The sequence below is a fragment of the Pedobacter sp. AC464 genome (genome assembly GCF_979253075.1).
This window is the reverse complement of the sequence record NZ_CEEDBV010000002.1, coordinates 729,886-744,951: the sequence shown is the minus strand read 5'-3', so window position 1 is coordinate 744,951 and position 15,066 is coordinate 729,886. Positions and strand designations below refer to the sequence as shown.

Here is a 15,066-nt window from a genome sequence, read left to right as displayed (position 1 = left end):
ACTACAAAGCCTGGGTTTCGGTGCCTAACAAAAAATGGAGCATAAAAAAGCCCATCTCGATAAAGAAATGGGCAGTGAATATCTTAAGTCAATTCAATCGTAAGTTTTAGTCTTCAACAATCTCACTGTTAATGCTTACCTCATCTTTCACATCTTCTTTAAAGTAATTTTTTTGGAAAATGAGGATCAGGATTACACCCACCGAAATTGCCGCATCAGCAAGGTTAAAAACCGGCCTGAAGAACACAAACTCATCACCTCCCCAAATAGGAATCCAAGTTGGAAAGTGTCCTTCCGCAATCGGGAAATAGAGCATATCTACAACCCGGCCATGAAACCAGGTTTCGTATCCATAAATCTTTCCATAAAATACAGAATCGATAATGTTACCCAAAGCGCCGGCGAAAATCAAGGCGACATTTAGAACCAGACCGCGGTGGTATTTGTGTTTAATTAGGTAGTGTAAACCATAACCAATACCTGCAACAGCAGCAATTCTAAACAACGATAGCGCTAACTTTCCAAACTCACCACCAAACTCCATCCCGAAGGCCATCCCATTATTTTCGGTAAAATGGATTATAAACCATTTGCCGATAATGTTAAACTCCTGGCCAAGAAACATGTGGGTTTTAATCCACGTTTTAAGCAGCTGGTCGGCAAGTAAAACTAAAAAGATTACTAATAAAGGTTTTGTATAGCCTTTCATTAATTCTGTTTTAATTTAGCTTCCATGCTCAAAGTAGCGTGTGGAACCGCACGTAAACGTTCTTTCTGAATTAATTTGCCAGTTTCGCGGCAAATGCCATAGGTTTTGTTTTCGATGCGTACCAGCGCATTTTCAAGATTATCAATGAATTTTTTCTGACGGGCAGCCAGTTGGTTAATTTGCTCCTTTTCCATGGTTGCAGAACCATCTTCCAGCGTTTTGTAGGCGCCTGAAGTATCTTCCGTACCATTGGCATTTGGGTTACTTAATGACGACGTTAGTGCATTAAGCTCTTCTTTCGCTATGCGTAATTTATCTTGAATTAATTCTTTAAATTCCTGAAGTTCACTGTCTGAGTAGCGTGTTTTGTTACTATTTTCCATGCTTTTAATTTAGTTTTCTAATATATGGATTTATATTTTAGTTACTGAAATGCTTAACTCAACATCATCAATGATGATTTTGTTTGCATTAGTTACAGTATCCGTTAATTCTAGTTCATCGGCTAAAATTTCTGCGCAAATGTATGCCATGTTTTTATTAACCGCAGTAGTTATAAGGTTATCATTTTGTAAAGCTACTTTAATCCTATCGGTTACTTCAAAGTTCAAATCCTTACGTAAGTTTTGAATTCTGTTAACCAACTCACGGGAAATCCCCTCTTGTTTCAACGCTTCAGAAATTGTCACATCCAGCGCAACTGTTAAACTGCCTAAATTTGTAACCTGCCATCCCGGAATGTCTTCTGCAATGATTTCAACATCGGTCAATTGTACTTCATATGAAATGGTTTCGCCAAATTCGGGGTCAGTTTCAATTGCTATTTGTCCTGCATTTTCTAAGGTAAAAATGTTTTCCTGACTGAAATTATTAATTGCGTTTGCAACTGCTTTCATATTTTTACCAACCTTTGCACCCAGCACTTTGAAGTTTGGCTTTACTTTTTTCTTTACGATGCCGTGTGTATCAGTAATAAATTCAATGTGTTTAACATTCGTTTCCGAAAGAATGTAATCAGCTACTTTGGAAATCTTTTCCTCAAAATCATTACTTAAAGACGGAATTAAAATTTTCTCTAAAGGCTGACGAACATTGATGCCCGACTTTTTACGCAACGATAATACCATTGAAGATATATCTTGCGCATAAACCATTCGCTCGTTTAAATCGGTATCAATTAGGCTTTCATCTGCAGGTGTCCATAGCGTTAAATGCACTGATTGCTCGGCATTCTTATCATTTACGCTTAGATTTCTGTATAACCAATCGGCAAAAAATGGCGCAACCGGACTCATAAGTTGTGCCAGGGTTTCAAGGCAGGTGTAGAGTGTTTCATAAGCAGCACGCTTATCATCAGTCATTTCACCCTTCCAAAAGCGGCGACGGCTCAGCCTGATGTACCAGTTGCTTAAATGCTCATCAACAAAAGCCTGAATGGAACGAGTTGCCTTTGTTGGCTCGTATGCATTGTAGGCATCATCAACTTCATTAATTAAGTTTTGTAGAAGGGATAAAATCCAACGGTCTAACTCCGTTCTATCTTCAACTTTGCTTAAATTATTTTTGTCGATTTCGAATTTATCGATGTTTGCGTATAAGGCAAAAAACGCATAAGTGTTATAAAGTGTTCCAAAAAATTTACGGCGAACTTCCGCAATTCCTTCGATGTCAAATTTTAGGTTATCCCATGGGTTTGCATTCGAAATCATGTACCAGCGTGTTGCATCGGCACCGTACTCGTTAATGGTTTGAAAAGGATCTGCGGCATTGCCCAAACGTTTAGACATTTTCTGCCCGTTTTTGTCTAACACCAAGCCATTTGAAACCACATTTTTATAGGCTAACTTATCAAAAACAAGTGTAGATATTGCATGTAAAGTATAAAACCAGCCACGTGTTTGGTCTACACCTTCAGCAATAAAATCTGCCGGAAAATCTCCATTGTTATCAATGCTTTCCTTGTTTTCAAAAGGGTAATGCCACTGAGCGTAAGGCATGGCGCCAGAATCAAACCAAACATCAATTAAATCGCTTTCCCTGGTCATCGGTTTGCCAGCCGCCGAAACTAAAACAATTTTATCAACTACATTTTTATGCAGGTCAATCAAATCATAGTTTTCTTCAGACATGTTACCAATTTCAAAACCCTTAAATGGGTTCTCTTTCTGGTAACCTGCAGCGACAGATTTTTCGATTTCGTTGTAAAGCTCTTCAACAGAACCAATCAAAATTTCTTCTTTTTTATCTTCCGTTCGCCAGATTGGCAATGGAATTCCCCAATACCTCGAGCGTGATAAGTTCCAGTCGTTGGCGTTTTTCAGCCAATTGCCAAAACGCCCTTCTCCTGTAGATTTTGGTTTCCAGTTTATCGTTTCATTAAGGTCGAACATTCTGTCTTTAACGTCCGTAACTTTAATAAACCACGAATCTAATGGGTAATACAGCAACGGTTCATCAGTTCTCCAGCTGTGTGGGTAACTGTGTACATATTTTTCAACTTTGAAAGCTCTGTTTTCTTCTTTTAATAAAATTGCAAGCTCCACATCTACCGATTTTTCTGGTGCTTCGCCTGCGCTGTAGTATTCGTTTTTAACGTATTTGCCTGCAAAAGGGCGAACATGCTTTGTAAATTTTCCCTGCAAATCTACCAGTGGTACAAGAACGTCGTTATCGTCCATAACAAGCATTGGTGGTATTTCGGGCACCGCTTCTTTTGACACTTTAGCATCATCTGCACCAAATGTAGGAGCAGTATGAACAATGCCGGTTCCGTCTTCCGTCGTTACAAAATCGCCAGCAATTACCCTGAAAGCATTTTCAGGATTTGTATATGGTAATGCGTAGGTTAAAAGCTGCTCGTATTTTATACCAACTAATTCAGTTCCTTTACATTCAGCAACAATCTGATAAGGTATTTTTTTATCGTCAGCTTTGAAGTTTGCAAAGTCTCCGGCTTCATTAGTTTCAAAGAAAATCTTTCCAAACTGTTTGCCAACGAGGTTTTTAGCCAAAATAACATATGCAGGCAGAAAAGTGTACTGGTTAAAAGTCTTAACCAAAACATAGTCTATTTTCGGTCCAACGGTTAAAGCAGTGTTCGATGGCAAAGTCCAGGGCGTGGTGGTCCAGGCCAGGAAAAATACTTCATCCATCCCGGTTAATTCCGGCGAGATGTTAAAGGCTTTGGTTACGGTATTTACATCACTGTCTCCAGAATAGGAAGCAATGCTTTTAAATTGCGCAACAATTGTGGTGTCGGTTACATCGCGGTAGGCACCAGGTTGGTTAACCTCGTGTGAGCTTAAACCTGTACCGGCTTTTGGCGAGTAGGGCTGAATGGTGTAACCTTTATAAATTAATCCTTTATCGTAAATTTGTTTTAAAAGCCACCAAACCGATTCCATATATTTCGATTTGTAGGTAATATACGGGTCGTCCATATCTACCCAGTAACCCATTTTTTCAGTCAAGTCGTTCCACACATCTGTGTAACGCATTACTGTTTTTTTACAGGCCTCATTATAATCTTCGATCGAAATTGTTCTGCCAATATCTTCTTTGGTAATACCCAGTTCTTTTTCGGTACCCAATTCAACAGGCAAACCGTGGGTATCCCAACCTGCTTTCCTTTTAACCTGGTAGCCTTTAATTGTTTTATAGCGACAAAAAATATCCTTAATAGCACGAGCCATCACGTGGTGAATCCCCGGCATACCATTAGCAGAGGGCGGTCCTTCGTAAAAAGTAAACGGATTGGATTTAGGACGCGATGAAATGCTCTTTTCAAAGATGTTTTCTTCTTTCCAAAAATCCAGTATTTCTTGCCCTATTTTGGCAAGGTCTAATTGTTTAAATTCGCTATACATCAATCAAGTACCTCAAAAAATTAAGGTTGCAAAGTTAAAGTTTTTCGCTCAAATTTGGTAGTTTTGGTGTAAATACTTTAACGTGAAATTATTTAATATCGGGCTTTCCTTAATGATTTTTGCTATAATTGTACTACCAGTTGTTGCTGTCATTAATCCTGCCAACCGCGATTTTGTGCTTTACGCATTTTATTTCTGTGGCCTGCTCGAACTAATTGGACTTGTTTTTGTTTTAGTCCATATCATCAAACTCAAAAGAAATTCGCCATGATAAAGCTCCTCAAATTACAAAAAGCCGTGTTCGTTCTCATTCTTGGCGTGCTTTCGTACATTGCTTACCGTGTTTTGGAAGCTAATGAGGTAAGTTGGGCCCGTTACTTCCAAATTTTAGCAGGCGTTTTGGTTATGGTAGGTGCGCTTTGGATGTTGTATCCCATTTTATTCGCTAAAAAAGACGATGATGGGAACGCAGAGATTATTACCGACCCAACTGTTGAGGCTCCTGTAGATGAGGAAGAAGAAAAGCCCGCAACAGAGTAATACGAGTTTATATGCTGGTTAAACCTGGCTAATTATTCTCTTCTGGTTTCTCTACAGAGAAGTTTTTATTTAATTATTTTCAAAAGCAAATGCAGCAGTCTAATTAACGTTAGTCCTGCTGTTCGCTTTAGTCGCTCAATAAAAAATTTCGCTCCTGTTCGCTGCCATCAGGTTTAACTAACTTAAGCTGTTACACGTAAGTTAGGTTTCTTTTAAACTGCCCTTGATGAAAACCCGGGGCAAGCCGTCTAATCATATAATCAGATTTAAATCGCGTTACGGTTATTTCGCTTTACTCGACTGCCTTATGTTTTGCGGCAATGTTAGCTCCAGCTAAAAGCTACAGACAAGCCTTTAATCTAAAAAGTTAATGGTCAAATTCGCCAATATTTTTCGCCGATTCTTCATCAGAAATTACCTTTCTCACCTTGTTTTTGTCTAACCATAAAACCAGTGCCGGTAATAATGTTAAGTTAAAAATGAGCGCTACTAATAAGGTTATTGAGAGGAGGAGACCAAGAACAACTGTACCGCCGAAAGTTGATGCTGTGAAAATTCCGAAACCAAAGAAAAGAATTAAGGCAATATGCGTCATACTTACCCCTGTTTCTGTTATCGTATCCGTAACCACCTTCGGAACGTTGAAGTTAGTTAAGTTCATTTCCTGCTGATAGCGGGTAAGAAAATATATGGTTTGATCAGACGCTAATCCAAAGGCAATGGTAAAAATTAAAATTGTTGATGGCTTCAGCGAGATATCGAAGTAGCCCATAATACCAGCAGTGATAATTAGTGGAACAATGTTTGGCAATAACGAAATAAACATAATGCCCAAACTTTTAAACTGTGCTAAGCGCAACAGGGAAATCAAAACGATTGCTAAGCCAATACTTTCGAACAGATGCCGTAACATATAATCCGTCCCTTTTGAAAAAATTACACTCGAGCCTGTCAGTTCAACATCAAACTTAGCGGGTGGCAAAATGCTGTCAATGCGGGGTTTTAGTTCTGCCATAATCGCATCCAAACGCTTTGAGCCAACATCGGCCATTTGGAAACTGATTCTTGTGCTTTGATTGTCTTTACTTACGAAGTTGGTTAACAAACTTGCATTTCCTTTACCGCCACTTGCAATGTATGCTAAAATGAAGTTTTTCTCCATGTTATCCGGCAGGCGAAAAAAAGTTGAGTCGTTGTTGTAAAAAGCCTGGGTTGCATACTTCAAACCCATATTTACGGAAATAGAACGCGAAAATTCTGGATAAGCGGAAATCATTTTTTCCATCTTTTCCATGCGCTTTAAATTAGTTAGGTTAAAAACGCCGTTCTTTTTCTTAGTATCCACACTTACCTCGAGCGGTAAAATGCCTTCGAAATTTTTTTCAAAAAACTTTAAGTCTGTTAATATTGTGGAGCTTTTTGGCAAATCATCTACTACATAACCATTTACGTTAATTTTTAGCACGCCAATAACAGCGATTATAGAAATAATAATTGTTCCAATGTAAATAAGGCTGCTTTTATGCTGAACAATGTTATCGGTTTTAACCAGCAGCCTGTGCAAAAAGCCTTCTTCTACATGGTTTTGTGCCTGCAACTTTGGTGCAGGCAAATAACTAAAAATAATCGGAATTAAGCATAAACACATTAGCCAGGTAATCATTACATTGATGGATGCAACGCTTCCAAACTGCATTAATAACTCACTGCCGGTAAAGTATAAAACTCCGAATCCTATTGCGGCAGTAATGTTGGCAATAAGCGTTGTAACCGCAATTCTTTCGATGGTTAGGCTCAACGCCCGTTGTTTATTACCATCTTTCCTCAATTCGTTTTGGTATTTATTGAGCAATAAAATACTATTGGGAATACCAATAATTACGATAAGTGGGGGAATTAGTCCGGTCAAAATTGTTAATTCGAAGCCGAATAAAACGAGCGTACCTATACTCCAGATAACACCCATCACAACCACTAAAATGGGGAAGAAGACAGCATAGAATTTTCTGAAAAAAATCAACAAAATTATTGCAGAAACTAAAATTGATAGGCCTAAGAACAGCACAAATTCGTTGCTAACGAGTTTACTAACCGCGGTACGGATGTAGGGCAGGCCAGAAATATGAACCTGTATTTTTGTTTTCGCCTGGAAAGCTAGGGCTTTTTCTTCGATTTGTTTTAGAATTGGATTTCGTTGCGCCGTATTTAAAATTTTGGTATCAAAAGTAATCGCCATCAAAGTAGCATTTTGCTTATTGTACACCAATCCTTCAAAAAAGGGCGTGTTAAATAAAACATTCTTAATAGAATCCATTTCAGCATCGGTTTTCACCATGCCGCCAGGTATTGCTTTAAGCACAAATTTTTGTCCAACGGTATCCTTCTCCAATTGGAAAATTTTGCCGGATGACAAAACAGCTTTTATGCCTTTTAATTTTTGTATTTCATTTGAGAGTTCAACCCAGTCATTGTAAATCTCTTTCTTAAATATTTCTGGCGATTGAATACCAACAACCATCACACTACCATCTTCGCCAAACGTTTTTTTGAAATTATTGTACTTAATAAAGGCGCTATCGGTTACCGGCAGGATTTTACTTCCTGTATAAGAGAGCTTAACGTTTTTGGCTTGATAAGCCATGAAAAGTGTGCCCAGAACAAAAAATACGATAATTGCAATACGGTTTTGAAGAATAAACCTCGATAGCTTAACCCACATGAGTAGTCTAGTTTAAATTATAATGATAACGGCAAAACTAATGTTATTTACAAATCGGAATGATTTTTTGCGTAATTAAATTTGCACAAATAACATACTTTTGGAAAAATTGTTTTAGTGGCATGTTGCACAAAGTCAGGGGTATTGTTTTAAAAACGACTAGTTACAGCGAGAGCAGTGTAATTGTTCAGGTGTTAACCGATAAGTTCGGTATGCAATCTTACCTGATAAACGGTGTAAAAAAGCCTAAGGCAAAGATAAAAATGAACATGCTGCAGTCTCTGCACCTGCTGGATATGGTGGTTTATCACAAAGTAAATACCAACATTCAAAGGGTTTCTGAAGTACGGCAGACGCCGGTTTTTAGAAGTATTCCATATGATATGGTAAAAACCAGCATTGTGATTTTTTTAAACGAAGTGCTGTATAAAAGCATCAGGCAGCAATCTGCAGATGATAGCCTGTTCGATTATATATTTAATTCAGTAGCCTGGTTTGATGAGAGTGAAGAACTTAATCCAAATTTCCATTTGTCATTCCTTTTAAAACTGACACGATTTTTAGGTTTTTCTCCTAATGAGCGAAGAAGAACCGACCAGATTTATTTTGATTTACAGGAAGGCGAATTTGTATCAAGAGTTCCAATACATTCCAATTACCTGCAATTAGAAGATGCCTTGAGTTTTGTGTTGTTGTTTAACACGCCGCTTGAAAAGATTTCTGAAATTAAAATGAGCAACCAACAGAGGAGATTTCTATTGGATAAGATATTGGTTTTCTACACCTTACATACCGCTTCGTTTGGCGAGGTACAATCTCATAAAATACTGGAGACTTTGTTGAGCTGAAAAAAAATAAAAAAGATTTGCGAAACAAGATTATAGCGCTATATTTGCATTCCCAAAAGGAAAGGGAAATTAGCTCAGCTGGTTCAGAGCACCTCGTTTACACCGAGGGGGTCGGGGGTTCGAACCCCTCATTTCCCACACTAAGCCTTTCAGAAAACTGAGAGGCTTTTTTCTTTTAATAATCCCGAAGTTCGATGGGATAATTTACCAATAGGTTAGTCGCAATGTTCCGTGCTTTTTGATTTATTTATTCGGTATTATTCAATATTATATCCGAAATTGGCAAATAATAATCAGCCAGCAGGCGGTATAAATACATGGGTAAAATAATCCGCTTTATTTTTTTTGGAAATTACTTTGTAGGTCTTTTGGCCGTTGCTTTAACAATTGAAGCTACATTTCAGCTACGTTTGCCTTTCAATTCGGTCAACTATTATCTGTTACTTTTTTTAGCGCCGACCATTTACTACACTTACGCTTACAATAAGGTTTCTACCAATCCAGCAACTAAAAATCCACGAAACAAATGGTATTTCAAGCACAAAAACTTCATCAATTGGAGTCAGCTGATTTTGTTTATCATCTGTATGTTATTGGCGGTAAATCTCCTTTATCAAAACTTCAGTAATATCTTCAGGCTACCGGTGAGTTACTGGATAGCGATTGCAATGATTATAACCGCCGGCATTTTATATTATGGTTTATTGCCAAAATCATTTTTAAACTTTAGCCTTCGTAATACCGGCTGGTTAAAAGCCTTTGTTATTGGATTTGTTTGGGCATGCTGCGCAAATGTGTTACCACTAATAATGTTAAAAATTGAAACGGGTATCGGCTATCACGATTCTGTGTTGTGGACCTGGCTGTTTATCAAAAACTGGATGTTTTGTACTGTCAATGCGATCATTTTCGACATTAAAGATTATCCTACGGATGCTAATAAACACCTGCGAACCTTTGTAGTGCGTTATGGTCTGCGAAAAACAATTTTTAGTATTCTTATACCTTTGTTGATAATCGGGCTAATTTCTTTAGGTGTGTTTGCAAGATATAAAGGTTTTGGATGGCCACAGGTTCTTTGCAATATTCTGCCTTTTCTTTTAACCATTTACGTGGCCTATTCCATGCACAAAAGAAAAAATATTCTGTATTATCTGATGGTGATTGATGGGCTGATTCTTTTTAAAGCCATTTGCGGCATTATTGGTATGCAGTTAGTGCAATAGCCAATTTATCTACTCAAAACGGCAGATAACTTGCGCTTACATTAGAAACTAAATTCAAAGGTGGGATATCCAGCTTCAAAATATTTAATCAGCAATGCTTAACAACTACGACAAAATAGCGAACATCTACGACAAGCTTAGCCGGTTAATATATGGGAAAGCACAGGTAAATGCCCAGATTGATCAGTTAAAATTTATTCCGAAAGGTGGTTCAATGCTTATCGTTGGCGGTGGTACCGGGTGGATTTTGGAAGAAATTTCAAAAATTCATCCATCAGGCATAAAAATTACTTATGTAGAGATATCCGCAAAAATGATAGCGCTCTCTAAAGTAAGGGCTATAAGTGGCAACAGCGTTAAATTTGTGAATATCGCTATAGAACATTTCGATTCAGAAGAATTATTCGATGTAATTTCAACGCCGTTTTTGTTTGATAATTTCAACGCATCGAGAATTGAAGAAGTGTTCTGCCTACTACATAATAGGTTAAAACCAAATGGCCTTTGGCTGTTGGTAGATTTTACTTTAAGGGAAAAAGGAGGAAAGTGGTGGAAGTGGATGTTGCTCAAATCCATGTATCTGTTTTTCAGGCTGCTGAAAATTGTTGAGGCCAAAAGGCTGATAGATATGGAGCCTTACTTTTTAACCGAAAAATATACAGTGCTCGAACAACGACTTTACTACAGCCAATTTATCAAATCGACTGTTTTCAAAAAGCCAGATGAAATGCAAAAAGGCTTAGAATAAAAGTGAACCTGCGATGGTTGCGATGAACATTGCTGCCATCACTATTCTGTCAGCATTAATCCATTGAGCTCTGGTTAAAGGGGTTGCCAATTGAGATTCACTGTGTGATTTCTGCCTGGTAAATTTGAAAACTTGGGTGTCTAATTTAATGATCATGGCAAATGTTTTTATAGGTTATTCGCTATAAAACAAAAGCCAGGCCAAAACCTCCTTAAAATGTTGAATTGTTAATAACTCGTATTTCTTTGTTAACTATTTGATATTTATACTTTTGCCCGTTATTAATTTCAATCTTTAAAAAGGTGTGTTGTATGAAAAACGAAACAGGTTAATGCTGTTTTCTGTACGGGAAGTCAATCATTAATTTATCCTCCTGATTTCAATTTACTATTCTTCTTACCATACCAAAAATAGATTGCAAGGCCGATAACAAGCCATACCCCAAGCCTTAACCAGGTCTCCCATGGCAAGAAAGCCATCATAATAAGACAAACTAAAATACCAAGGATAGGAATTAAAGGTACAAATGGAACTCTAAATGGCCTTTTAGCCTCCGGGTCTGTCTTTCTGAGAATGAGAATCCCTACGCATACCATAAGAAACGCCAACAGGGTGCCAATACTCGTCATTTCGCCGACCACATTCATGGGCACAAACGCCGCAAACAATCCGATAAAAATGCAGAGCATAATATTCGATTTCCATGGGGTTTTGAATTTCGGGTGGACATCTGAAAATATTTTTGGCAGCAAACCATCTTTACTGATGGAATAAAACATTCGCGACTGCGCCATTAAATCGATTAAGATAACCGAAGTGTAACCAATTAAAATAGCCAGAATAATGGCCTGGCTCAGCCAGCCATATGGTGTTTTTTCAATCGCGATGGCTACCGGAGCGCCACTGTTTGCAAAATCCTTGTAGTTTGCCAAACCGGTCATCACGTGCCCGAATAAGCCAAACAATACCGTACAAACCAACAACGACCCAATAATACCAATGGGTAAATCTCTTGACGGATTTTTGGTTTCCTGGGCAGAAGCGGCAACGGCATCGAAGCCAATAAATACAAAGAAAACTAAACCCGCACCCCGCAGAACTCCACTCCAGCCGAAATGGCCAAAGGTGCCCGTGTTTTCAGGAATGTACGGGTGATAGTTTGCCGGGTCGATGTATTGCCAACCCAGGGCGATAAAGACCAACACAACCCCAACCTTTAAAAATACTATGATGCCATTTACAATAGCAGAGCCTTTTGTGCCACGAATTAGAATGGCGGTCATTAACACCACCACCAAAGCAGCTGGAATATTTACGATTCCGTTCACGGTAGAACCGTCAGCAAGTTTTGCCGTTTCAAAAGGCGATAAAGTAAGTTGCGGCGGCAGGTAAATGCCCATACTTGAGAGGAAACGTGTTAAATATTGCGACCAGCTTATTGCAACAGTTGCGCAACCGACAGAATATTCCAACACTAAATCCCAACCGATTATCCAGGCAAACAGCTCGCCCATTGTCGCGTAAGAATAGGTATAAGCGCTACCAGCGACAGGAATCATTGATGCAAACTCTGCATAGCACAATGCTGCAAACCCACAACCCAACGCTGCAATTACAAAAGAAAGCGTTACCGCAGGGCCAGAATGGTTTGCTGCAGCCAGTCCCGTTATCGAAAATAGCCCCGCACCTAAAGTTAAGCCAACACCAATCAATATTAAATTTACCGGCCCTAAGGTTCTTTTCAGCGTTCCTTCTCCACTTTGATTTGCCTCTGCAACAATGCTCGCAATTGATTTTTTCATCGAAATAAGTTATGGTTCCGCAAAATTATCAAAATATATTAAATCTACCTTGTTTGTATATTTTTTGCGAAGATATTACTGCTACCCGCTGTTATATTTTGGTGTGATGTGATGGCTCCTTCTCTTGTACATCAGAATTATACCTCCCCGGAAATTGTTACGCTTTTAAACAGACCCATTATTGCAACCACTTTTTTTAGCAGCACAGGCTTCGGAGGTTTTTTGCAAAGACCTGAAAAGTTTAAACCCGATAGAGCCAAATAGCACCCGATTTTCTTTTTTAAAATCGGGACTATCGGGGATAGCGGGACGACTGAAACCGACGAATTACTGAACCAGCTTTACAAAAAAATCAGAGAAATAATGCACAAAACCTGAGCACAAAAATTTTTAGCAAAAAATAATCAATTGATTTATAGTACTTTATGTAAATAATTAAAATTATTTTAGTACTATGTATTGCATAGTATTGTATAAAACATATATCTTTGTTTTATGATAGCAGAAAATACGCAAACACAAATGCGGAAGGGAATTCTGGAGTACTGTGTTTTATCAATCATCGCAAGAGGAGAAATTTATGCCTCGGATATTATTGCTGAATTGAGGTCGGCAAAGCTTTTGGTGGTTGAGGGCACACTATATCCATTATTAACAAGGCTTAAAAACAATGGTTTATTAAGTTACAACTGGGTAGAATCTACCTCAGGGCCGCCCCGCAAATACTACACCTTAACGGAAGCCGGTAAGGGCATTTTATCTCAATTAGACCAAACCTGGCAGGAGCTGGCTTATGCTGTGGGTATTTCACAAAAAGGAGCCAACTCGTAAAAAATTATAACCGCAAAGAAATGGAAAAGACCATCATCATAAATATAGGCAACACGATAATCCACATTGAGGAAAGTGCCTACGAGCTTTTGAAGGCTTATTTAAACGAAGTAAAACAATATTTTGCCAATCATGCAGACGATTTGGAAATTGTTACAGATATCGAAAACCGGATTGCAGAACTGTTAACTGAACAATTAGCAGAACAGAAAAAACAGGTAGTTGATGCAGGTAATGTCAATTTTGTAATTGGCCAGATGGGCCGTGTTCAGGATTTTGATAACGCGGAAGGTGCGACAGAAGAAGAGCCGGTTGTTAATGCAAGTTTTCAGGCACAGCCTACCGGTAAAAAACTTTACCGCGATATGGACGAACGTGTTATTGCGGGTGTTTGTGCAGGTATTGCGCATTACCTTGATTTTGATGTAAAATGGATTCGGCTGGCTGCCGTTTTAACGGTTTTTTTGGGCGGAACCGGTATTCTGGTGTATGCCTTATTATGGATTATTATGCCAAAGGCAACTTCCAGGATCGAAAAAATGGAAATGAAAGGCGAACCAGCAAATCTTCAGGGTTTTCAGAAGAACTTAGATGAAGAATTACAGGCTGTTAGGGAGCGATTATCCGAAGCAAACAAACATGCGCAGCCCGTTTTTGCTCGTTTAGGCAACTTTATTGGCGAATTTGTTGAATGGCTTGGCCGCTTTATATCAGGAACAGGACAGGTTATCTTTAAACTCATTGCCATTGTGATTGTCGTTTTCGGTGTGCTGTTTTTGTTGGGGTTAATTGTTGGCATGGCTGCTTTTCAGGGCTTTTGGGATGCAAGCATTTATGAATACTTCCCTTTTTCTATTGTTAACGAAGGTAACCGCGGCGTAATTTTGTTCAGCGCTTTTATTGTGTGTTTTATCCCTGTGTTAGCCCTTGTTCTGTTCTCCATCAGGGTTGCTTTTAGCAAACAAGCCATAAACAAAACCCTTTCGTTCGCACTGTTAATTATATGGTTGGCAGGTGCTGCCGCGGTCGGTTATCAGGCCGCAAAAATTTCTTCAGAATTTAAGCAACATGCAGAACTAACGCAGACTACGGAACTTAAAACCCTGCCAACTTATATTATCGATATTGATAAGAGCAAATATTTTAGTCGGGAGGATAGCGTCGCTTACCACATTGATGCAAATCAAAAAAACCAGGTTGTGGTTGATGATTTTGAAGATGGTCCGTTTGTATCGCCGAACAACATCCGCATTAACATCAACAAAAGTGAAAACGGTGTAAGCCGTATCGTTCAAAAGTACGAATCGCAGGGAAAAACTTTTCGTAGTGCCTTGCAGAATGCACAAAACATTAGTTATAGTTACAGCTCAAAAGATGCTTCTTTGGTTTTCAACCCACGATTTCAGTTAAGGAAGGGTACGATTTGGAGAAATCAGGAAGTTTGGATAAACCTCGAAGTACCTGTGGGTACAAAGTTGGTTATTAAACGAGATGCTTACCGCTACGTTAATAATTACGGAACCTGGGATTGCGACGATAAAGAAGGTGATTCGAATGATTATAGCACCTGGATAATGACGGACGATGGCTTGAAGTGTGTTGCGCAACTGAAAGAAGAAGCTGTACAGAAAAAGAAGTTAAATCAGGAACTGATTGATTTGGAAGCAATGAAAAAAAGTAAGGTTGCAGATACGATTTACCAAGATTCTGTTTCGAATCGAATTAGAGAAGTTAAGCAGGAGTTAGGTATTAACGTTGATGAAAACCAATAACATTA

General features: G+C 38.6%; 11 protein-coding genes and 1 tRNA gene. 7 read left to right on the top strand and 5 right to left on the bottom strand.

Annotation, left to right across the window (positions count from 1 at the left end):
- Positions 1–106: 106 nt before the first annotated feature.
- Genes AC0IWT_RS13990 through ileS form a run of 3 tightly spaced genes read right to left on the bottom strand, consistent with a single transcriptional unit; the run spans position 107 to position 4,575 of the window.
- Positions 107–709, bottom strand: coding sequence for a lipoprotein signal peptidase (locus tag AC0IWT_RS13990; RefSeq protein WP_471797620.1), 603 nt, complete (start codon positions 707–709; stop codon positions 107–109).
- Positions 709–1,092: a TraR/DksA family transcriptional regulator gene (locus AC0IWT_RS13985; protein WP_056869666.1), complete on the bottom strand. Its 384-nt coding sequence runs from the start codon at positions 1,090–1,092 to the stop codon at positions 709–711. Before AC0IWT_RS13985 ends, AC0IWT_RS13990 begins: the two co-directional genes overlap by 1 nt.
- A 30-nt stretch (positions 1,093–1,122) precedes the next feature.
- Positions 1,123–4,575, bottom strand: a complete 3,453-nt coding sequence (gene ileS / locus AC0IWT_RS13980) for an isoleucine--tRNA ligase (RefSeq protein ID WP_471797619.1) — start codon at positions 4,573–4,575, stop codon at positions 1,123–1,125.
- A gap of 267 nt (positions 4,576–4,842) precedes the next feature.
- Between ileS and AC0IWT_RS13975 the strand changes: the two genes are divergently transcribed.
- Entirely contained in the window at positions 4,843–5,115 is a 273-nt protein-coding gene (locus AC0IWT_RS13975; protein WP_056869668.1) for a hypothetical protein, read from the top strand.
- A gap of 367 nt (positions 5,116–5,482) precedes the next feature.
- Here AC0IWT_RS13975 and AC0IWT_RS13970 read toward each other — a convergent pair whose 3' ends face one another.
- Positions 5,483–7,834: an efflux RND transporter permease subunit gene (locus AC0IWT_RS13970; protein ID WP_471797618.1), complete on the bottom strand. Its 2,352-nt coding sequence runs from the start codon at positions 7,832–7,834 to the stop codon at positions 5,483–5,485.
- Between the two features lie 122 nt (positions 7,835–7,956).
- Between AC0IWT_RS13970 and recO the strand changes: the two genes are divergently transcribed.
- The 4 genes from recO (at position 7,957) to AC0IWT_RS13950 (ending at position 10,656) form a co-directional block, all read left to right on the top strand.
- Positions 7,957–8,682 carry a DNA repair protein RecO gene (gene recO, locus AC0IWT_RS13965; protein WP_471797617.1) on the top strand — a complete coding sequence of 242 codons (726 nt, stop codon included), beginning with the start codon at positions 7,957–7,959 and terminating at the stop codon, positions 8,680–8,682.
- A 63-nt stretch (positions 8,683–8,745) separates the two neighbouring features.
- Positions 8,746–8,820 (top strand) — tRNA-Val (locus AC0IWT_RS13960).
- Positions 8,821–8,999: 179 nt separating this feature from the next.
- Positions 9,000–9,908 carry a UbiA prenyltransferase family protein gene (locus AC0IWT_RS13955; RefSeq protein ID WP_471797616.1) on the top strand — a complete coding sequence of 303 codons (909 nt, stop codon included), beginning with the start codon at positions 9,000–9,002 and terminating at the stop codon, positions 9,906–9,908.
- A gap of 94 nt (positions 9,909–10,002) precedes the next feature.
- Positions 10,003–10,656, top strand: coding sequence for a class I SAM-dependent methyltransferase (locus AC0IWT_RS13950; RefSeq protein WP_471797615.1), 654 nt, complete (start codon positions 10,003–10,005; stop codon positions 10,654–10,656).
- Between the two features lie 365 nt (positions 10,657–11,021).
- Here the strand turns inward: AC0IWT_RS13950 and AC0IWT_RS13945 are convergent, their stop codons facing one another.
- A complete protein-coding gene (locus AC0IWT_RS13945) occupies positions 11,022–12,458 on the bottom strand; it encodes an amino acid permease (RefSeq protein WP_056869671.1) in 1,437 nt (478 codons plus the stop codon).
- A gap of 495 nt (positions 12,459–12,953) precedes the next feature.
- Between AC0IWT_RS13945 and AC0IWT_RS13940 the strand changes: the two genes are divergently transcribed.
- Positions 12,954–13,289 carry a PadR family transcriptional regulator gene (locus AC0IWT_RS13940; protein ID WP_056869672.1) on the top strand — a complete coding sequence of 112 codons (336 nt, stop codon included), beginning with the start codon at positions 12,954–12,956 and terminating at the stop codon, positions 13,287–13,289.
- A 20-nt stretch (positions 13,290–13,309) separates the two neighbouring features.
- Positions 13,310–15,061 (top strand): PspC domain-containing protein, encoded by a 1,752-nt coding sequence (locus tag AC0IWT_RS13935; protein WP_471797614.1) that lies wholly within the window; start codon positions 13,310–13,312, stop codon positions 15,059–15,061.
- Positions 15,062–15,066: the final 5 nt, after the last annotated feature.

Coding starts and splice junctions, on each gene's coding strand:
- AC0IWT_RS13990 (WP_471797620.1), bottom strand. CDS start 709: ATGAAAGGCTATACAAAACCTTTATTAGTAATCTTTTTAGTTTTACTT.
- AC0IWT_RS13985 (WP_056869666.1), bottom strand. CDS start 1,092: ATGGAAAATAGTAACAAAACACGCTACTCAGACAGTGAACTTCAGGAA.
- ileS (WP_471797619.1), bottom strand. CDS start 4,575: ATGTATAGCGAATTTAAACAATTAGACCTTGCCAAAATAGGGCAAGAA.
- AC0IWT_RS13975 (WP_056869668.1), top strand. CDS start 4,843: ATGATAAAGCTCCTCAAATTACAAAAAGCCGTGTTCGTTCTCATTCTT.
- AC0IWT_RS13970 (WP_471797618.1), bottom strand. CDS start 7,834: ATGTGGGTTAAGCTATCGAGGTTTATTCTTCAAAACCGTATTGCAATT.
- recO (WP_471797617.1), top strand. CDS start 7,957: ATGTTGCACAAAGTCAGGGGTATTGTTTTAAAAACGACTAGTTACAGC.
- AC0IWT_RS13955 (WP_471797616.1), top strand. CDS start 9,000: ATGGGTAAAATAATCCGCTTTATTTTTTTTGGAAATTACTTTGTAGGT.
- AC0IWT_RS13950 (WP_471797615.1), top strand. CDS start 10,003: ATGCTTAACAACTACGACAAAATAGCGAACATCTACGACAAGCTTAGC.
- AC0IWT_RS13945 (WP_056869671.1), bottom strand. CDS start 12,458: ATGAAAAAATCAATTGCGAGCATTGTTGCAGAGGCAAATCAAAGTGGA.
- AC0IWT_RS13940 (WP_056869672.1), top strand. CDS start 12,954: ATGATAGCAGAAAATACGCAAACACAAATGCGGAAGGGAATTCTGGAG.
- AC0IWT_RS13935 (WP_471797614.1), top strand. CDS start 13,310: ATGGAAAAGACCATCATCATAAATATAGGCAACACGATAATCCACATT.